19 protein-coding genes are annotated in these 19,433 nt (G+C 64.4%); 10 read left to right on the top strand and 9 right to left on the bottom strand.

The features are described from left to right. Window positions 1-6 precede the first annotated feature (6 nt). Complete coding sequence (locus tag L6D89_RS29810; RefSeq protein WP_236202043.1) at window positions 7-798, top strand: 2OG-Fe(II) oxygenase; 792 nt, start codon at window positions 7-9, stop codon at window positions 796-798. 6 nt (window positions 799-804) lie between these two features. Here the strand turns inward: L6D89_RS29810 and L6D89_RS29815 are convergent, their stop codons facing one another. From L6D89_RS29815 to L6D89_RS29835, 5 genes are all read right to left on the bottom strand, one after another. Further along, on the bottom strand, window positions 805-1,962 hold the full coding sequence (locus L6D89_RS29815; RefSeq protein WP_236202044.1) for an acyltransferase family protein: 1,158 nt from the start codon (window positions 1,960-1,962) through the stop codon (window positions 805-807). A gap of 81 nt (window positions 1,963-2,043) precedes the next feature. Beyond that, a complete protein-coding gene (locus L6D89_RS29820; RefSeq protein ID WP_236202045.1) occupies window positions 2,044-3,150 on the bottom strand; it encodes an acyltransferase family protein in 1,107 nt (368 codons plus the stop codon). Window positions 3,151-3,153: 3 nt separating this feature from the next. Then, a complete protein-coding gene (locus L6D89_RS29825) occupies window positions 3,154-4,977 on the bottom strand; it encodes a class I SAM-dependent methyltransferase (RefSeq protein ID WP_236202046.1) in 1,824 nt (607 codons plus the stop codon). After that, a complete protein-coding gene (locus L6D89_RS29830) occupies window positions 4,974-5,897 on the bottom strand; it encodes a glycosyltransferase family 2 protein (protein WP_236202047.1) in 924 nt (307 codons plus the stop codon). Before L6D89_RS29830 ends, L6D89_RS29825 begins: the two co-directional genes overlap by 4 nt. Before the next feature lie 15 nt (window positions 5,898-5,912). Beyond that, entirely contained in the window at window positions 5,913-6,650 is a 738-nt protein-coding gene (locus tag L6D89_RS29835; RefSeq protein ID WP_236202048.1) for a sulfotransferase family protein, read from the bottom strand. Between the two features lie 121 nt (window positions 6,651-6,771). Here L6D89_RS29835 and L6D89_RS29840 point away from each other — a divergent pair, with 121 nt between their 5' ends. Further along, window positions 6,772-7,527 (top strand): ABC transporter permease, encoded by a 756-nt coding sequence (locus tag L6D89_RS29840; RefSeq protein ID WP_236173655.1) that lies wholly within the window; start codon window positions 6,772-6,774, stop codon window positions 7,525-7,527. A gap of 8 nt (window positions 7,528-7,535) precedes the next feature. Continuing rightward, window positions 7,536-8,309 (top strand): ABC transporter ATP-binding protein, encoded by a 774-nt coding sequence (locus L6D89_RS29845; protein ID WP_236202049.1) that lies wholly within the window; start codon window positions 7,536-7,538, stop codon window positions 8,307-8,309. Between the two features lie 12 nt (window positions 8,310-8,321). On the opposite strand, the gene L6D89_RS29850 is transcribed toward L6D89_RS29845, so the two are convergent. Beyond that, the gene (locus L6D89_RS29850) at window positions 8,322-10,082 is read right to left on the bottom strand and encodes a cation:proton antiporter (RefSeq protein ID WP_236173653.1); all 1,761 of its coding nucleotides are present in this window, start codon (window positions 10,080-10,082) and stop codon (window positions 8,322-8,324) included. A 257-nt stretch (window positions 10,083-10,339) separates the two neighbouring features. Here L6D89_RS29850 and L6D89_RS29855 point away from each other — a divergent pair, with 257 nt between their 5' ends. The 3 genes from L6D89_RS29855 to L6D89_RS29865 all read left to right on the top strand — a co-directional run bounded on the left by L6D89_RS29855 (window position 10,340) and on the right by L6D89_RS29865 (window position 12,190). Beyond that, entirely contained in the window at window positions 10,340-11,224 is an 885-nt protein-coding gene (locus tag L6D89_RS29855; RefSeq protein ID WP_236202050.1) for a Tim44 domain-containing protein, read from the top strand. A gap of 248 nt (window positions 11,225-11,472) precedes the next feature. Next, the gene (locus L6D89_RS29860) at window positions 11,473-11,874 is read left to right on the top strand and encodes an SMI1/KNR4 family protein (protein WP_184595010.1); all 402 of its coding nucleotides are present in this window, start codon (window positions 11,473-11,475) and stop codon (window positions 11,872-11,874) included. 103 nt (window positions 11,875-11,977) lie between these two features. Beyond that, entirely contained in the window at window positions 11,978-12,190 is a 213-nt protein-coding gene (locus L6D89_RS29865; RefSeq protein WP_017521498.1) for a YgdI/YgdR family lipoprotein, read from the top strand. Between the two features lie 19 nt (window positions 12,191-12,209). Here L6D89_RS29865 and lepB read toward each other — a convergent pair whose 3' ends face one another. From lepB to L6D89_RS29880, 3 genes are all read right to left on the bottom strand, one after another. Continuing rightward, window positions 12,210-12,779 carry a signal peptidase I gene (lepB, locus tag L6D89_RS29870; protein ID WP_236202078.1) on the bottom strand — a complete coding sequence of 190 codons (570 nt, stop codon included), beginning with the start codon at window positions 12,777-12,779 and terminating at the stop codon, window positions 12,210-12,212. A 137-nt stretch (window positions 12,780-12,916) separates the two neighbouring features. Beyond that, window positions 12,917-13,582: a GntR family transcriptional regulator gene (locus L6D89_RS29875; protein WP_236202051.1), complete on the bottom strand. Its 666-nt coding sequence runs from the start codon at window positions 13,580-13,582 to the stop codon at window positions 12,917-12,919. A 74-nt stretch (window positions 13,583-13,656) separates the two neighbouring features. Then, the gene (locus L6D89_RS29880; protein WP_236202052.1) at window positions 13,657-14,445 is read right to left on the bottom strand and encodes an SDR family NAD(P)-dependent oxidoreductase; all 789 of its coding nucleotides are present in this window, start codon (window positions 14,443-14,445) and stop codon (window positions 13,657-13,659) included. A gap of 127 nt (window positions 14,446-14,572) precedes the next feature. Here L6D89_RS29880 and L6D89_RS29885 point away from each other — a divergent pair, with 127 nt between their 5' ends. The 4 genes from L6D89_RS29885 to L6D89_RS29900 all read left to right on the top strand — a co-directional run bounded on the left by L6D89_RS29885 (window position 14,573) and on the right by L6D89_RS29900 (window position 19,229). Next, on the top strand, window positions 14,573-15,967 hold the full coding sequence (locus L6D89_RS29885; protein WP_236202053.1) for an aspartate aminotransferase family protein: 1,395 nt from the start codon (window positions 14,573-14,575) through the stop codon (window positions 15,965-15,967). Window positions 15,968-16,115: 148 nt separating this feature from the next. Further along, window positions 16,116-17,483: a glutamine synthetase family protein gene (locus L6D89_RS29890; protein WP_236202054.1), complete on the top strand. Its 1,368-nt coding sequence runs from the start codon at window positions 16,116-16,118 to the stop codon at window positions 17,481-17,483. 307 nt (window positions 17,484-17,790) lie between these two features. Continuing rightward, on the top strand, window positions 17,791-18,549 hold the full coding sequence (locus L6D89_RS29895) for an SDR family NAD(P)-dependent oxidoreductase (protein WP_236173647.1): 759 nt from the start codon (window positions 17,791-17,793) through the stop codon (window positions 18,547-18,549). Between the two features lie 200 nt (window positions 18,550-18,749). Beyond that, complete coding sequence (locus tag L6D89_RS29900) at window positions 18,750-19,229, top strand: acyl-CoA thioesterase (protein WP_236202055.1); 480 nt, start codon at window positions 18,750-18,752, stop codon at window positions 19,227-19,229. Window positions 19,230-19,433: the final 204 nt, after the last annotated feature.

Raw genomic sequence — 19,433 nt, forward strand, 5'->3', positions numbered from 1 at the left:
CGAAAAATGCTTAAGAATCTTTTCACCCCAAAGAGCAACGGCGATGTCGGCGCTCCGTCCCATGGACTGCTGCTGGACTATCCCGCCCTGATGGCCAGGGTGGCCGAACAGGCACCGAACTATGCCGGCAATGCGCCCTTTCCGCATATCGTCATCGACAACTTTCTGCCTCCCTCGACCTTCGCCCGGCTCCTGCAGGAATACCCGCACGATCAGAGCGACCCCCTGTGGAACAATGCCACGCACACCGACAAGGCCAGCGGCGAGTATGTGCAGAAGGACAAGCGCAATATCCGCGACCCGCTGCGCATGCCGCCGACGTACCGCCAATTGTTCTGGGAGCTCAACTCCCATGCGTTCCTCGACTATCTGGCGCAGCTGAGCGGCATTGCCAACCTGATCCCCGACCCCAACCTGCGCGGCGCGGGCATCCATCAGATTTCCCGCGGCGGCTTCCTCAAGGTTCACACCGACTTCGCCACTCATCGCGACTTTGGCCTGGACCGCCGGTTGAACGTACTGATCTATCTGAACGAGGAGTGGCCGGAAAGCTATGGCGGCCACCTCGAACTGTGGGACACGGAGATGGCCGGCCCGCCCCGTCGCGTGCTGCCGATCGCCAACCGCTGCGTGGTGTTCAGTACCACATCCAGCTCATTCCACGGACACCCGCAGCCGCTTACCTGCCCCGATGGCATCTATCGCCGTTCCCTGGCGCTGTACTACTACACCAATGGCCGCCCGGAAGGCGAAGCACAACCCGGCTTTGCCACCCACTGGCGCGACGTACCGGCCTGACCGGTCTCAGGCATCGGCAGCACGGCGCGCCCAGGGGGCGCGCCCGGTATAGGTCGCCAGGTGCGACTTCAGCCGCAGGAAGGGCAGCTCCACCAGGCGATAGCTCAACCACGCCAGCCCCCAAGACAGCACCAGGCTGAAGGCGATGCGCAACAGATAGGCATCGGCGTTCGCGTCCAGGGTCATGCCGGCAGCCTTCAACGGGTACAGGCAGTAGAACTGCACGGGGACGTGTATCAGGTACAGCGAGTAGGAAATTCCTCCGAAGTGGTCCAGCAGCGGATTGGCCAACAGCACCTTGATGCGCCAGCTCAGCGCCAGCAACGCGATCATCACCGCGCCCCAGAGCATTGATTCGATGTTGTGGTACATCGGCAGTGCCTGCAGGGCATTGCGCTCCCCGCTGAGGGAGAACCACAGCCACAGGCGCCCCAGCCCCAGCAGGCAGCCGACCAGCAGCACGGCGCAGACGAGCGCCCGTTGGCGCAGCCAGTCGTAGCCGCGCCCCAGGCTGAACCTGGCGCAGGCCGCACCCACCAGGAAGGCGCCGGCACGGCCGAACAGCGAGTTTTCCCAGAAGTTGGTCGGTGACAGCCATCCCGGCGAATGGAACAGGTAGACATGCGCCGCGGCCCATACCAGCAGCGTGCCCCCTACCAGCCAGCGTCCAGCACGGTAGCGCAGCAGCCACATGGCCCAGGGCAACAGCAGGTAGAACTGGATTTCGGTGCACAGCGACCACCAGGGCACGCTGAACGGGAAGGCCTGGAAGCCGATCGGAATGAACAGCAGGGCCTTGAGAGCCGCTGCCTTCTGCGTCATGAACCAGGCGAGCAGCACCGCCGCATAGTAGAGCGGCACGATGCGGAAGAATCGCGCCGAATAGAAGCGCCGGATGCTCACCTGTTCACCGTTGCGCAGGCCGGCGAGGAACGGCCGTGCGAGCAGGAAGCCACTGAGCACGAAGAACAGCGTGACGCCGGTATTGCCGCCACCGAGCAAAGTCACCCACAGCGGATTGTCCGGGCGCTCGGCCAGGGCGAGAATGCCGAAATAGTGGAAGCCCACCACCAGCAGGATCGCCCAGCCGCGCAAGGACTCCAGTTCGGGCAGATAGCTGGCGGGCTGACGTAGCCCGGCGCGAACGTCGAGGGGCTCAGCCATGAGTCGGTTTGCCGGCCGTTCTGAGCGCACGCACATCGTGCAGGGTCGCGAAGTGGCATACCCACGGCTTACAAGCGCAAATCATACTGGCGAGGCCTCGGAAAGCTGGGTGTTCGAAGAGTACCGACTCTTCAGCGAAAGGAAGGGCTTTTCGATCACGCTGTAGCTCAGGTGCGCCAGCACAAGGCTCAGACCAAGGCCCAGTGACACGCCGAGGGCAACGGGCTCGCCACGGGTCTCGGCAAAGGACAGGCAATACATGATCACCGGCAGGTGAATCAGGTAAAGAGAGTAGGAAATGCGCCCCAGGTAGCGCAGTGGCCGGGTGACAGCTCCGCCACCCAAGCCGGGCGTCGCCAGCATCAGCCAGGCAACCGCGCCCCAGAGCAGGCTTTCAGGCAACACGACCCAGGGCTGCCGCAAGGAAAACTCGACTACCCCGTGTTCAATGGTGACCTGCAGGAAAGCTGCCAGCATGATCGCCAGGAGCATCAGGCCAATCTGCCCGGATCGCGGGGCAACGCTGGGTAGACGACGCTCGACCAGTGCCCAGCCAATTCCCATGCCCAGCAGGAACGCCGGCAGCTTGCCGCCCAGCGAAAGGACCCAGTAGAGGGTGCCGAGCAGGCCAAACGAGACAGCATGCAGGCACACCGCCGTGAAAACGACCAGCCAGGCCAGAAGCGCGGCCACGACCAGCCACCGGCTGTAGGTCAGCATCAGGAACATGAGCGGTAGAACGACGTAGAACTGCACCTCGGTCGCCAGGCTCCACCAGACGTTGCTGAAGGTGCCCAGCGAATGACCCCATGCGAGAAATGCCAGCGCCGCCGGCAATTGCTCGTAATGTCCGGTAACCAGCACCCCCACCACGACCATCAGGTAGTAGAGCGGCAGGATACGCAACGCCCGCTGCACGGCGTAACGCTTCAGGTCCAACGGCTGGCGACGCTGCCGCGCGAGGAAGAAGGGCCGCGAGACGAGGATTCCGCTGAGCAGAAAGAACAGGGTGACGCCGCTGTTGCCGGCATAGATGAATGCCAGCCAGTAGTCCCCACCCTGCGGCGGCTGAAACCCCCAGGCCTGGGTTACGCCGTGGTAAAGGACTACCAGGAGAATCGCAGCGCCGCGCAGATCGTCCAGAGCGGCGAATCGCGCGTGTGCCTGGGCGTCGGCGCGCTCGCTCACGAATCAGTTGGCCGGCTGCTGTTGCGGCTGCCCCTGGGTCAGCCGCTTGAGCTTGCGGGTGTTCTCCAGGTGCTTGCTGGCGTGCACGTAGAAGGAACGCAGGCCGGCACCTTCGTCAGCCTTGGCGTCTTCGAACAGCAACTTGAGCAGCGGATGATCATTGCTGCGATCGCCGCCCGGCTTGCGCAGCACGCCCAGGCCGAAACCGTGGTTGAAGGTGAAGGTCTCGTGCTGGCCGCGGGTCTCGTCCCAGAACTTCCAGGCGCCGAAGTCCTGCAGGCGCGCCATGACATCGTGGAACAGGATGATGCCCCCCGGCTTCACCTTCGGATACCAGTTGGCGAAGTCGGCGCTCACCGCCTCGTAGGTATGGAAGCCGTCGATGTGCAGCAACTCGATGCTGTCGTCGTCGAAGTGCTTGAGCGCGTCCTCGAAGAACATCCGCATCAGGTACGAGAAGCCGTGGTAGTGCTGGCGGTTGTGGTTGTTCACCGCGTTGAACACCGACTCGTCATATTTGTCGGTGTGGGCGTCACCCTCGAAGGTGTCTACCGCATAGCAGACGCCGTCGATGTCGTTTTCCTTCATCGCCTGGCAGAAGGTGAAGTACGACAGGCCCTTGTGAGTGCCCAGCTCCACCAGCATCTTCGGCCGCAGCGCAGTGACCAGGTCATAGCCGAACGGCAGGTGGTCGACCCAGGTGCTGAAGACCATGTGCAGCGGCTCGAAATGCTTGATCGACGGGGGCATGTAGAGGGTCTTCATGATCTGGCCTTCTCCGGAAGCGTAGGGTCGGGGAGCAATGATCCGCACCGGCGTCTGCACCGGGGCGAGGCGAAATTCGGATTTGAGCGCCTGGTCGGCGAACGGATCTTCCTGGCGTCCGGCGCAGCGCTGGACACGGTCCATGCCGCGCTGCACGGAGCGCTCGAGGTAACGCAGGCTGGGCGCCTTGGCCTGGCCAAGCAGAATGGGCTCCACGGTCGGCGAGCGGAAGGGCTCGCCAAGCAGTGCGCAGAGCTGATCGCTCTGCCGCTTGAGCAGCTCCTCGCGCCCCGCCACCTCGGAAGTGGTAACACCGCCGTGCAACTGATGGAACGAGCCTTCACCCACCAGCATCACCGACTGGGTGCGCGGGTGCATGGCGGCCTTGCGGTAGAGGTAGAGGTTCAGCGCGCCACCGCCGGGCATGTCGAAGCGCTCGTCGGCACGCCCGATGTCGCGGAATACCTGGGCGTTGATGAACAGGCAGTTGCTTTCCATGAACGGGTGGAAGTAGCCGTTCGGGTTGGCGCCGCTCCAGCAGGAGATGTCGAACAGCCGGTAGCCATTGGCCGACTCCGGCCAGCCGATATCGGCCAGCAACTGCTGCTCGGCTTCCTCGGAATAGCCGTGGGTCAGGTGGAACTGTTGTTCGTTCTCCCCCAGGTGATAGCCGGGCACCACGACCATGGCATCGGGGCTCATGCGGAACGCCATCAGCGCATATTTCACCACGCCGGGAGTGACCAGGCGGGCGCCATCGATCATCAGGCCGATGAAGCGGCCACGCGCCCGGGAGAAGCCGAAGTTGATGGCCGGGGCAGGCGACACGCCTTCCTCGTCGCGCAGGTAGTAGCGGAAATTGCCGGGCAACCGCGCAATGGCGTCGGCATCCATGTTCCGCTGCGAACGGTTCTCCACCAGGATGACTTCGTAGTCATCCGCATCGACGCCCTGCTGGTAGTCCGGCGCCAGGCTGATCAGGGTGTTCAGTGCCTGACGGGGCATGTCGTAGGCAATCACGATGATCGACAGCAGCGGGCGCTTCTCATGCAACGAGGTCATGCGGATTGCACCCTGCCCAGCGAATGGTTGAGGAAGCGGAAGATGTGCGGATGCGCACTGCCCAGCAGGATCGGTCGCACATTGGGTGGCGTGCGATTGTCGCCACGGATCTCGATGTCCTGCGCGTCCAGCAGCTTGTACACCCGCTCGCGCTCCTCGCGCAGGGTTCCGGTGGTCACGCCACCATGGAACTGGTGGAACGAGCCTTCGCTGTAGAGCAGGTAGAACGGCGTGTTCGGATACTCCAGCAGGCGCTTGTAGAGGTCCAGGTTGGCGTTGCCGCCGCCAAAGTCGTTGTAGCGCGGATTCACCCCACCCAGCGCCTTCCACTTGCGCAGCGACATGCCGATGAAATTGCTTTCGTAGTTGGCCTGGAAGAAGCCGCCCTGGCAGGAGCCGCTGAGCACCGCGATGTCGAACAGGCGATAGCCGTTGCTCGGCCATTCGATACTTTGCAGCAGCACCTGCTCGGCGTCTTCGTTATAGCCCTCGTTCACTGCCACCTGCTGAAGCTTGTGGCCGATGTGATAGCCCGGCACGGAGACGGCCGCCTCGGCGTCGAGACGGAAAGCGTCCAGCGCATGGCGCAGGACACCGGGGGAGAGCATGCGCGCGCCGTCGATCATGATGGCAACATGGCTCCCGCGAGCCTGGGCGGCACCGAAGTTGATAGCGTGGACGGGCGTACGCTCCTTCTCATCGCGGTGGAAGTAACGCACGTTGCCGGCATGCCGGGTGGCCCGCTCACGACCGAGCAATCGGTCGGAATGGTTCTCGACGACTATGACTTCATAGTCGCGTTCGTTCACGCCGTGCTGGTAGGCAGGGCTGAGCGATTGCAGCGTCTTGTCGGCCTGCTCGGGCATCTTGTAGACGATGACCACGACGCTCAGGCGCGGCGCGCGACGAAAGATGGGCATGACACAACCCCCGGGTCAATCAGCGATGGCTTTGAGAGCCTGGTACAGGGCATCCAGCTCGGGCGTGAGTTTCTCGTCGCCGTGCCGATGATGTTTGAGTTCGGAGCTGAAGAAGCGCTCCGTAGCCGGCGGCTCGAGGCCGAACCCGCGCAGCACTTCATCCAGTTGCCGATGCAGGCTGTCTTCGTCCTGGTCGAAGCAGAGCACCGGGAACTTCACCCGGCCATGCAGTTCGAGCAGACGGCTGTTATAGGCCATCCACAGGCCCAGAGCCTGTTCGCGCGGCATGCCGCCACGGGCCTGGAGGGAATCGGCGACGGCCGAAGGGTGGCGGAAGATACCGACGAAACGCAGGTTGGGGAGCAGTTCCTGCCAACCTTCGACGGCCAGCAGCGCGCGCGGGTCCTTGAACCCCCAGCGTTTCACCCCGTCGTAACCACTGATCAGTTCGCGGGCCGCGGCGTACTCGGCCGGCGTCCATTGCGGCGCCATGGCGGGCGGGTTGTCCCACGCCGCGCCACGCTCGGCGAGCATCGCATCATGGAAGGCGACGATATCGGTGTTCTCGCGGTTACCCTTGAGATTGTGAGGGTTCCATGTACTGTGCTTGCCCAGTTCCAGGCCGGCCTCCTGCAGGGAGCCGGTGAGGAAACTGGTGCCGCTGCGGTGCATGCCGACCACCATGAGGACCAGGTCTTCCTGGGCGGGAGCGGCTTTCCGGGAGGAGCCGAACAAGACATCAAATAGGCGCATACCAGCTCTTTTTCTTATGTTTGGGCGATGATCCGCACAGAATGCGCCGTGATTGGCACACAGGCTTGCTGCGGCGCATTGTGTTTAAATACCCCACCCTTTTCAATCCAACAAGAAAGACATGAAGCACAGGGACATCATTCTATTCGGCGTCTACAGCGACCTGCGCACCGAAGTGGCGCGGCGCTTCCTGGGATTCCTCTGGTGGATCCTCGAGCCCGTGATGTACATGGGTGCCTTCTACATCGTCTTCGGCCTGGCCCTGGGCCACAGCCGCCCAGGCTATGTGCCCCTGCTGCTCAGCGGCATGGTGGCCTGGAAATGGTTCGACGGCTCGGTCCGCCAGGCCAGCAATGCCATCCAGAGCAACGCCGGGCTGATCCAGCAGATCGATGTACCCAAGTACGTGTTCGCGCTCATCCCGATACTCAGCAATACCTTCAAGTTCCTGATCATCCTGACGCTGCTGATCCTCTCCCTGCTGCTGTCCGGGTACCGCCCGTCGCTGGAATGGCTCGCACTACCGGTGCTGATCCTCAATCAGTTGCTGTTCATCATCGGCTTCGGCTTCCTGCTCGCCTCGGTGCTGCCATTCGTACCGGACCTGCGCCAGGTGGTGGACAACTTCCTGATGCTGATGATGTTCATGTCCGGCGTGTTCTTCAGCATCCACGAGATTCCCGCCTCCATGGCGCCGTTCCTGAATCTCAATCCGATGACCGTGATGATCACCGCCTTCCGCGATGTGCTGCTGCACAACCAGTGGCCTTCCTGGAGCGAGCAGTTCTATGTGCTGGCCGTCGCCGTCCCCCTGCTGGTTGCCGCGTTGTGGATCCTCCACCGCAACGAGCGCAAGTACCCCAAGCTGCTGTTCTGAGGTGAGACATGCCCGGTGATCTGATTCTCCAGGCCGAACACGTCGGCCTGTCCTACCGGCAGCGGGTCGGCATGCTGCGCTACGACTCCTTCTGGGCCCTGCAGGACGTCAGCTTCGAACTCTACGAAGGCGAAACCCTGGGCGTGATCGGCAACAACGGCGCCGGCAAGAGCACGTTGCTGCGCATGATCGCCGGCATCGTCGACCCCGATCGCGGCGTGCTGCACCGCAGCAAGCCGTTGAGTGCCAGCCTGCTGGCGCTCAACGTGGGCTTCAAACCGGAGCTCTCCGGCCGCGACAACGTTGTCATCAGCGGCCTGTTGCTGGGCATGAAGCGCGCCGATATCCGCCGGCAAATGGACGACATTCGCGACTTCAGCGATCTGGGCGACTTCTTCGAGCGCCCGGTCGGCACCTACTCCACGGGAATGCGCGCCCGGCTGGGCTTCGCCGTGGCGATCCACGCCGATCCGGACATCCTGCTGATCGATGAGGTACTGGGCGTGGGCGACCAGACCTTCCGCGAGAAGTCCCACGCCGCCATGCGCGCCAAGATCAAGCAGGGCAAGACGGTGATCCTGGTGTCCCACAGCATGGAGGCGATCCGCGAGCTCTGTCAGCGGGTGCTGTGGATCGAGCGCGGCAAATCGATCATCTGCAGCGATGCGGAAACCGTGATCAACGGTTACCACGAGACCGTTCGCCAGGCCGTACGCGAGATGCACCAGGCCGAGCGCGAGCGCAAGGCAGCAGCTCAGCGCACGCTGGAGACCCAGGACTGAGCGCCGGCGGGCTCAGTGATGCCCGCCGCCACTCTGCTCGAAGGTCTCGATCAGCGCCACCTGCATCCGCGAATGCACGCGGATGAACCAGCGCCAGAACACCGCGATCACCAGTGCGGCGATCAGCGCCACCACCACCAGCAGCTCGCCCGGCGGCAGGATGCTCGAACTGAGCGCCGCCAGCAGCAGCATCATGCCGCCCAGCGACAGCAGCGGGATCAGCTCGGAAATCACCCGGCGCACGCGGGCCGTATGGCGCCCGGCGCTCTCGGCCTTCACACCCATCTCCGCCAGCAGCATCGCCAGCGCCTTGAGCTTGCGGTAGGCCGCGATCAGGAACGGCAGCGACAGCAGCAGCGCGGCGCCCCAGATCAGCGCCTTGTGCAGCGCCTCGGGCTCGACGAACTGCGCCAGCCACTGGCCGATCTGCCCGGCGAAGAACGCCAGGCCGAAGAAGATGCCGATCACCAGGGTCAGGTTGACCCCGACCTGCAGCAGGATTCGGCGGATCAGGCTGGCGAGAATCGCCTTGTCGCCGCGTGGCTTGATGCTGCGCAGCCACTCACCGTACAGGCTGAACACCCGCACCATGGGTGACGGCAGGCTGCGGCCCAGGTACAGCGCCAGTGGGTCGGCGGAGCGGATCAGGTAGGGCGTCAGCAGGGTGGTGATGGCCGACACGCCGACCACCACCGGGTAGAGGAAGTCGCTAGTCACGCCCAGGCTCATGCCCAGTGCGGCGATGATGAAGGAGAACTCGCCGATCTGCGAAAGGCCCATGCCCACGCGCATCGAGGTGCGCCCGTCGTTGCCGGCGATGAAGGCGCCAGCGCCGCAGGAAATCAGCTTACCCGCCACCACCACCAGGGTGATCACCAGGATCGGCGCGGCGTAGTCCACCAGCACCTTGGGGTCGATGGTCAGGCCGATGGCAACGAAGAAGATCGCGCTGAACATGTCGCGCACCGGCTCCATCAGGCGCTCGATCTGGATCAGCTGGCGCGACTCGGCCATGATCGCGCCAATCAGGAAGGCGCCCAGGATCATGCTGTATTCCAGCTTCACCACCAGCAGGCAGAAGCCGAAGCACAGGCCCAGCACCGTCACCAGCAGCATCTCGTTGCTTTCGAACTTCGCCACGTAGGCCAGCAGGCGCGGCACCAGCAGGATGCCGACGACCAGCGCGACGACCATGAACAGGCTGAGCTTGCCAACCGTGGAGAACACCTGGTCGGCTTCCACCGTGCCGCTCACGGCGATGCCGGAGAACAGCGCAATGATGCCGATGCCGAGGATGTCCTCGATGATCAGCACGCCGAAGATCAGCTGAGCAAAGCGCTCGTTCTTCATCTTCAGGTCGCCCAGCACCTTGATGATGATGGTGGTCGAGGACATCGCCAGGATCGCGCCGAGGAACAGCGAATCCATGGTGCTCCAGTCGAACAGGCGGCCGATCTCGAAGCCGGCCCAGATCATCAGGGTGATTTCCAGGAACGCGGCGATGAACGCCGTGGCGCCGACCTGGAACAGCTTACGCAGGCTGAATTCCAGGCCCAGGCAGAACATCAGGAAGATCACCCCCAGTTCGGCGAGGGTCTTGATCGTCTCCTCGTCGTGCACCAGGGCAAAGGGCGGGGTATGCGGGCCGATGATCACCCCGGCGATGATGTAGCCCAGCACCACCGGCTGCTTGAAGCGGTGGCAGAGAATGGTGACGAATCCGGCGATCAGCATGATCACCGCGAGGTCCTGGATGAAGTCGATGGCATGCATGGTCGGCGGTCCTCGCGGCGTGGGGTCAGGGGATCGCGCGGCTGACGGCCTCGCTCAGCGAAGCCTATCATCCGAGCCTTCCGACAGGCGGCTCTGAAAGAATCAGTAACAGACTGATTTGGAAAGGGAATCAACCGCCCCCATATCAGGGGTCGGGCCCGCACAGGGCAACAGCACGAAACAAAATCCGACTGGCTCTCACCGGCCCCGGCCTGCAACATGACGTGCGTCGTATACCAACCAAGAGAATGACAACGATGAAGCGCTTTCTCAGCCTTGCCATGGCCTTCTGTGTCGCCGTGACGCTCAGCCTCGACGTCAACGCCGCCAAACGTTTCGGCGGCGGCAAGAGCATGGGCTCGGCGCCGAGCCACCAGACCCGCCAGGCGCAACCCAACGCCGCGCCGAATTCCCCCGCTGCCGCCGGCCCGGCCGCGACCGGTGCCGCCGCAGGCGCTGCCGGCGCCGCTGCCAAGAGCGGTGCTTCGCGCTGGCTCGGCCCGCTGGCCGGCCTCGCCGCCGGTGGCCTGCTCGCCTCCATGTTCATGGGCGACGGCTTCCAAGGCATGCAGTTCCTCGACATCCTGATCATCGCCCTGATCGCCTTCATCGCGTTCCGCTTCATCGCTTCGCGTCGCCGCCAGCAGCAGGGCCAGCAGCCCGCCATGGCCGGTGGACACGCACCGATGCAGCGTGAAATGCCGGCCGCCCCGCCGTCGATCTTCGGTGGCGCGTCCCGCCCGGTGATGGACAGCCGTCCGGTGATCAACGCCCCGAGCTGGTTCGATGAGACCCGTTTCATCGGTGCCGCCCGCGAGCACTTCATGTCCCTGCAGCAACACTGGGACGCCAACGAGATGGACAAGATCGCCGAGTTCGTCACCCCGCAGATGCTGCAGTTCCTCAAGCAGGAACGCGCTGACCTGGGCGACGCCTACCAGTCGACCTACATCGACAACCTCGATGTGCAGCTCGAAGGCGTCGACGACCAGGCCGAGAAGACCATCGCCACCCTGACCTTCAGCGGCGTGTCGAAGTCCTCGCGCTTCGACCAGGGCGAACCCTTCAGCGAAAGCTGGCGCATGGAGCGTGCCCAGGGCGACAACCAGCCCTGGCTGGTGGCGGGCATCCGCCAGAACTGATCCTGCGCGATCGGCAAAAAGCCCGGCCCTGGCCGGGCTTTTTGGTTTCTCACGGAACACCCGCACGCCAGCCCAGGCGTCTCCCCAAGCCCGCGCTTTCAGGGAGCGGACTGAAGTACGAACGCTTGCGCAATACCGGCGGCCACCTCGCCACTCGTCCGGACAACGCCCGCGCAGTGGTCTTGCGCGGATGGCCGGCTACTACTGTATAAAGCGCGCCATTGGTCGAATGCAGAGAGGCCCCGCCTGTGGAAGATGTGATCGAAAAACTGCGTGAAGTGAACGAGCCGGTGCCGGTTCCGCTGGAGCTGCCGGACGAAGAGCTGCTGGTGGAGATCGAGGAAGAGCTGCTGATCGGCATTCCGTCGGAATTCCGCGAGTTCCTTTTACAGGTCAGCGATGTGATCTATGGCCGCCTGGAACCGGTGACCGTGACCGATCCGCAGTCGCATACCTACCTGCCGGAAGTGGCCGCCGTGGCCTGGGCGAGTGGCCTGCCGCGCGAGCTGATACCGCTCTGCGCCGACGGTGACGACTACTACGCGGTCGCCGAGGACGGCGAGGTCGTGCTCTGGGCCGATGGCGAACTCACCGAGGAAACCTGGGACTCCGTCTGGACCTGGGCACGCGACGTATGGCTCGACACTTGAGGGTGGGCTCCGGAATTTCCTGAAACTTCCATGGTCACACAGGCAACCCAGCGTACCTCCAGCCCTTGCTGCCCGGGCGGGTACGATGCCCCGTGGAGAAACTATGAAGTTGAAAGCCTTGTTCACCTGCCTGTTGCTGCTCGGCCTCGCCGGATGCGCCGACAAGGCCGTGGTGACGCTGCAGGATGGCAGCGAAATTCTGGTGAAGGATCACTCCGACTACGACAAATACAATGACTACTACGAGTTCGAACAACTCAACGGCGAGACGATCCTGATCAAGAAGGACAACGTCCGCTTCATCAAGACGCCCTGAGCGAGGCGAACCAGCCTCCTCAGGGCTGCGGTTCAGGCAAGGCGCCGATGCGCCCGGTGTTCTGCGCGTACCAGATGCGGGACACCCGACCGACCAGATTGGCCCTCGGCACGTCGCCGAAAAATCGGCTATCCAGGGAGTTGTCACGATTGTCGCCAAGCAGGAAGTAATGCTCCTCGGGCACGCGGTGCTCCACCAGCCGCCGTGAATCTGCCGCCCTGTTCTGCGCCCCGAGCAGATAGGGTTGCGCTATCTCGCGATCATTCAGATACAAACGACCTTCGCTGATCCTTACCCGGTCGCCGGGGCCGGCGACGATGCGCTTGACGTAGCTGTGCTGCGGGTCCTTGGGGTTGAGGAAGACCACGACATCCCCGGCCGTCGGCGTGCCGAATGCATAGCTAGCGGCGCTGGTCAGGATGTAGTCGCCCGGCTGCAATGTGGGATTCATGGAGGAGGACCTGATCGAATAGGTCGTCATCCCCAGCAGGCGCATGCGTGGGTCCAGGCTCGGCACCCCGAGCGGGTTGACCAGATACAGGCCAGTCAGCAAGGCCGCGACCACAGTCAGGGCCGGCCGGAAGCGCATCTTCACGGGATTTTCTCAAGGTCGAAAATGGCGCATGACTGTCGCCTGGCTGCCGCTGGATACCAAGCCTGAATGCGTAGGGCGTATCTGAAAATCCTCTACGCCCTTGCCGATCCGTAACCCACCCGGCAATGACCCTAGCGCGCCCCGAGCCTTCCCCCGCTTTCCAGCTCCAGCAGGTTGAGCAGGTACTGGCCGCAGTAGCCCAGGTCCTGTTCGATGGCCTTGCGTGCGCCCGCAGCGTCGCCGCGCTCCAGCGCCTGCAGGGTGTCTTCATGGAAGTCGTTGAGGCGCAGCGACAGGTCGGCCTCGGTGAACAGCCGGTTGAAGAACGGCCCCACCTGCAGCCACAGCGCCTCGATCATGCGCAGCAGCGTGGGGTTGCCACAGGCGCGGTAGAGCGTCAGGTGGAACCGGCTGTTGGCCTCCAGGTAGCCATGGACGTCGCGAGCATTCAACGCGACCTCCATGCGCTCGGTGCAATCGCGCAGCAGCGCCATGTCGGCAGGCTTCAGGTGCCTGGCCGCATCCTCCACTGCCAGCCCCTCCAGGGATTGCCGCACCTGCAGGATCTGCAGGTAGCGCTCGCGGGTCATCACCGGCACCCGTAGCGAGCGCTGCTGCTCGCCTTCCAGCGCGCCCTCGGCCACCAGCCGCTGCAGGGCGGCGCGTACCGGCATCGGGCTGGTACCCCATTCATCGGCCAGGTCGCGGATCTTGAGCCGTTCGCCGGGCTGGAAACGCCCGGAGAGCAAAGCCTGGCGCAGGTTCTGGTAGAGCTGTTCCTGAAGGTTGTCGGCCATCGCGAATTACTCCTGGCCGGCCGGCGGTGCCGGCAGTTGGGCGAAGGTCAGGCTGCAATCGTGTTTCATCGTGCTTATCCCTTGTTCTCGATCAGGCAGTTGCCGCCATCCACCACCAGCACTTCGCCGGTGATGTAACTGGCGTCGGGCGAGGCCAGGAAGGCGATGGCGGCCGCCACCTCCTCCGGTCGCCCGGAACGACCGAGCGGCGTGCGCCGCCCGGCCTGGATTTCTTCTTCGCTGCTGGAGCCGGTGGCAATCCAGCCGGGCGCCACGCTGTTCACCGTCACCCCGTGCTGCGCCACTTCCAGCGCCAGCCCCATGCTCATGCCGAGCATCCCGGCCTTGGCCGCGCTGTACGCCGACTCGCCTGGATTGCTCGCCCGCGTGCCGGTGGTGGAGCTGACGTTGACGATGCGCCCGTAGCCGCGCTCCAGCATGCCCGGCAGCAGCGCGCGGGTAAGCAGGAAGGCGCTGGTGAGGTTGCGTGCCAGCGACAGGTTCCAGGTCGCCAGGTCCATCGCCGCCAGCTCGGCGAAGGGCTCAGGGCTGCCCTGCATGGCCATGCCGGCGTTGTTCACCAGCACGTCTACCCTTCCCCATTGCGCCTGCGCCCATTCGGCCAGGCGGCGAACATCGTTTTCGTCCGTCAGGTCGGCCGCTAGCGCGCGGGCCTCGAAACCTTCGCCGCACAGTTCTTCCGCCCGCAGCAGCACGCGCTCGCTGCTGGCGGTGAGCAGCAGCTTCGCCCCGTTGCGCGCCAGCCGGCGAGCGCTGGCGAAGCCGATACCGGATTCGCTGCCGGCGCCGCTGACCAGCGCGACCTGGCCGGCCCAGGCGGACTCATTCGTGACATCGCTCATGGGCAGCCTCTTTTTCTGTGATCACAGAATTCGTTACAGGGCAGATTATCAGGCAGACGATTCACTGTATTGACATTTTTGTGATCACAAATGGAAGATGTGCGAAATAACAAACGAGGTGTGCAACATGACCGCCAGCGGAATCGCCCAACAGGCCGTGGATCTCTTCACCGCCCGCGAGCGCCAGCGCTTCCTGGAACAGAATCCCAAGTCCGTCGCCCTTGCCGAGCGCGCGCACCAGTCGCTGTACGCCGGCGTGCCGATGCACTGGATGGCCGACTGGTCCACGCCTTGTCCGCTGTTCGTCGAACGCGCCCAGGGCGCCCGCTTCTACGACGTGGACGGCCATGACTACGTGGACTTCTGCCTGGGCGACACCGGCAGCATGTTCGGCCACTCGCCGGCGCCGATCGCCCGCGCCCTCGCCGAACAAGGCGCACGCGGCCTGACCACCATGCTTCCCGGCGAAGATGCGGTGGTCTGCGGCGAGCTGCTCGCCGCACGCTTCGGCCTGCCCTACTGGCAGGTGACCGCCACCGCCACCGACTCCAACCGCTATGTGCTGCGCTGGGCCCGCGCGGTCACCCGGCGCAAGACCCTGCTGGTGTTCGACGGCTGCTACCACGGCACCGTGGACGACGTGATGGTGCGCTACCGCGACGGCGAGACCGTGCACCGCTCCGGCCTGGTCGGCCAGGCCTATGACCTGACCCAGCACAGCCGCTCCATTCCCTTCAACGACGTCGAGGCGCTGGAAGCCGCGCTGGCCCAGGGCGACGTCTGCGCCCTGCTGTGCGAACCGGCGATGACCAACATCGGCATGGTCCTGCCCGATCCGGGCTTCATGCAGAAGTGCCGCGAGCTGACCCGCAAGTACGGTTCGCTGCTGATCATCGACGAAACCCACACCATCTCCACCAATATCGGTGGCTGTACCCAGCTGTGGAACCTCGATCCGGACTTCTTCGTGGTCGGCAAGCCGATCGCCGGTGGCGTGCCCTGCGGCATCTTCGGCTGCAGTGCGGAGATGGCCGAGCGCATGGCTGCCTCGCGCCAGAGCGCCCAGGAAGACAGCCATGGCCACGGCCACAGCGGCATGGGCACCACGCTCTCGGCCAACGCCCTGGCCATGCACTGCATGCGCGCCAACCTGGAACAGGTGATGACCCAGGCGGCCTACGACCACATGCTGCCGCTGGCCAAGCGCCTGGCCGACGGCTTCCGCGCGCTGATCGCCAAGCACGGCCTGAAATGGTCGGTGACCGAGTTGGGAGCGCGTAGCGAGTTCCAGTTCTGCCCCGTCTCCCCGCGTACCGGCGCCGAGGCCGAAGCGGCCTTCCACGACGAACTGCAGATGGCCCTGCACCTGTACCTGATCAACCGCGGCATCCTGATCACGCCGTTCCACAACATGACCCTGTGCTGCCCGGACACCACTGCCGCCGACGTGGATCGCCTGATCGAGACCCTCGATGCCGGCATCACCGAGCTGCTGGCCATTCCCGGCGCGCGCGAGGCCTGATCGAAACTCCCCCTGTAGGAGCGAGGGGGACGCCTAGTCCTTGCTCGCGAACCCGCCCCCCGCAGCGGATTTGCAAAAGAGCGTTGGCGAGCAAGCTCGCTCCTACGAAAAGCATTCTGCGGCGCGCACCGCGCCACCGAGGACCACCATGCAATTCGCCGATCGTCAGGAAGCCGAAGCCTTCCTCGCCGCCCACCCGGACGTGCGCAGCATCGAACTGTTCATCATCGACTCCAACGGCATCCCGCGCGGCAAGCTGCTGCACCGCGACGAGCTGCTGGCGATCTACGACAACGGCCGCCCGTTGCCCAGCTCAATCCTCGCGCTGACCGTGCAGGGCGAGGACGTCGAAGGCACCGGGCTGGTCTGGGAAGTGGCCGACGCCGACTGCTGGACCTACCCGCTGCCCGGCAGCCTGACTCTGCAACCCTGGCGCAGCTCGCCCACCGGCCAACTGCAGGTGAGCATGCACCCGACCCAGGGCCTGCCGGCCACCCCGGCCGATCCACGCCAGGCGCTGAGCCGCGTGGTGGATCGGCTGAAGGCCGACGGTTTCCACCCGGTGATGGCGGTGGAGCTGGAGTTCTACCTGCTGGACAAGCAGCGCGACGCCAACGGCCGCCCGCAGCCGGCGCTGCAGATGAACGGCATCCGCCCGGAAGCGCCGCAGGTATATGGCGTCTACGAGCTGGAACAACTACAGCCGTTCCTCGACGACCTCTACGCCGCGTGTGAAGTGCAGGGCCTTCCGGTACGCACGGCGATTTCCGAATACGCCCCAGGCCAGGTCGAGCTGACCCTGGAGCACCGCTTCGACGTCATGCAGGCAATCGACGAAGGCGTGCGCTACAAGCGCCTGGTGAAAGGCGTGGCGAACAAGCACGGGCTGCAGGCCTGCTTCATGGCCAAGCCGTTCGGTGACCGCGCCGGCTCCGGCATGCACCTGCACGTCAGCCTGGCGGACGCCGAGGGCAACAACCTCTACGCCAGCGAAGACATTCACGGCACTCCACTGCTGCGCCACTCCATCGGCGGCATGATGGCGCGCCTGCTGGATTCGCTGGCGATCTTCTGCCCCAACGCCAACTCCTTCCGCCGCTTCCAGGCCAACAGCTACGCGCCGCTGGCCAAGAGCTGGGGCGTGAACAACCGCACCGTGTCGTTCCGCGTGCCCGGCGGCCCGGCCAAGAGCCGGCACATCGAGCACCGCATCTGCGGCGCCGACGCCAACCCGTACCTGGCGGCGGCGGCGATCCTTGCGGCGATCCACGAAGGCATCCGCGAACAGATCGATCCGGGCGCGCCGATCGTCGGCAACGGCTATGAACAGGCCACCGAGTTCCTGCCCACCGACTGGCTCACCGCGCTGCGCGCGCTGGAATCCTCGGCCTGGGCGCGCGAGGCGCTGGGCGAGGAATTCCTCAAGGTGTTCCTGGCGATCAAGTGGGAAGAGTTCCGCCAGTTCATGGGCGAGGTGGGTGAGCAGGATTGGCGCTGGTATCTGCACCACGCCTGATCGGCGGAAAAAGAAGGCTCTTGTAGGAGCGAGCTTGCTCGCGAACGCCTCCACGCCGGGCTTGTTCGCGAGCAAGAACTGGGCGTCCCCCTCGCTCCTACAGGGACAGCAATCCTCGATGCCTCCGATCAGCTCACCCGCTGACACGCGAAAGTCTTACGAAAAATTTACTCTGCCAGAGTGAAGAATCTGGTCTTTTCTTGGTCTGTAGTTGCACGGAGCGCCTGAGCGCTCTGCGATCGATGCGGCGCCCGCCGGTCTGCCTGCCGGCCGCCGTCCTCTCTCAGGCAGGGAGAACCCGTAGCCAATGAGCACTCCCGTCGTACTGATCACCGGCGCCGCCGGTGGCCTCGGAAAAGCCATCGCCAAACGTTTCGCCCAAAGCCACTGGCGCATCGCCGCCACCGACGTGGATAAAGCCGGCCTGCATGCGCTGAACGCCCAGGTACCGCTGGACGCTACCGCCGTCGGCGACCTGCGACGCGCCGATAACTGCCACAGCCTGATGTCCGACATTCTCGCCCGCACCGGCCGTCTCGATGCGCTGGTCAACGCCGCCGGTGTCTGGCGCGAAGGCCCGGTGGAAGACTTCAACGAGGATGATTTCGACCTGGTTATGGGGGTGAACCTCAAGGCCGCGTTCTACATGTGCCAGGCGGCAACGCCGTACCTCAAGGAAAACCACGGCTGCATCGTCAACATCTCCAGCGACTCCGGCCGCCAGGCCTATCGCGGCTCCGCCGCCTACTGCGCAAGCAAGGCGGCACTGACCATGCTTACCCGCACCCTGGCCCTGGAACTGGCCGAGTCCGGCGTGCGGGTCAACGCCATCTCCCCCGCCGACATCGCCACGCCGATGCTCGACTACCAGGCCGAGCGCTACGGCCAGGGCAACCCGGCGGCCTATAAACGCGAGCTGCTGAAGGATTATCCACAGGGCAAGGTGGCGCGCTTCATCCGCCCCGAGGAAGTCGCCGAGCTGGTCTGGTACCTGTGCAAGCCGGAATCCGAAGCCATCACCGGCGCGGACCTGGCCATCGACTTCGGCCTCTCGGCCGGGCGCTGAGGCGCAACGACGCGAACGGGCGGCCAGGGGTCGCCCGTTTTCGTTCACGGCGTTGCTCGAACGGTGGATGCACCGCTGGCGAATGGTCCACTGGCGCCGCTGGCCAATCAGGGATATAGAAAAAACTGTGTCGCCAGCCGCGCTCGGGTTGTCCAGAGTGAGGCCCTTTCCTTTTCCCCAGACATCTGCCCGAGAATTCCATGGAACCTGGCAACCACCAGCTCAGCATGACCGTCCTGATGACCCCCGACATGGCCAACTTTTCCGGCAATGTCCACGGAGGCACCCTGCTCAAGTACCTCGACGAAGTCGCCTACGCCTGCGCCAGCCGCTACGCCGGCTACTACGTGGTGACCCTGTCGGTGGACCAGGTGATATTCCGCCAGCCGATCCACGTCGGCGAACTGGTCACCTTCCTCGCTTCGGTGAACTACACCGGTCGCACCTCCATGGAGATCGGCGTGAAGGTGGTGACCGAGAACATCCGCGAGAAGTCCGTGCGCCACACCAACAGCTGCTTCTTCACCATGGTGGCGCTGGATGATCAGCGCCAGCCAATCGTCGTGCCGCAACTGGTTCCGCAGACCAGGGACGAGAAACGTCGCTTCGCCCAGGCCCAGCAACGCCGGCAGATTCGCCAGGAGCTGGAGCAGCGCTATCAGGAGCTTCGCGACGAATAAGCGACGTTCACGACATTTCCTGAAAAGAAATCCCGCGTGTCGCGGAAATTTCCTAATGCGTCAACAGGTTACCCTTGCGTGAAAGCAAGGTAGGAATTCATTACTACGCCTAAACTTTTCACACGCGGGTTTGCCCCCGTGACCCACCGTCGAGCGGCCTGGTGCTGACAAGCAGTCCGGCCGCTCCCTGAGTGCCCGGAGCCC

Origin of the sequence: Pseudomonas pseudonitroreducens, from assembly GCF_021603645.1 — a bacterium.
GTDB classification, from domain to species: Bacteria; Pseudomonadota; Gammaproteobacteria; order Pseudomonadales; family Pseudomonadaceae; genus Pseudomonas; species Pseudomonas pseudonitroreducens.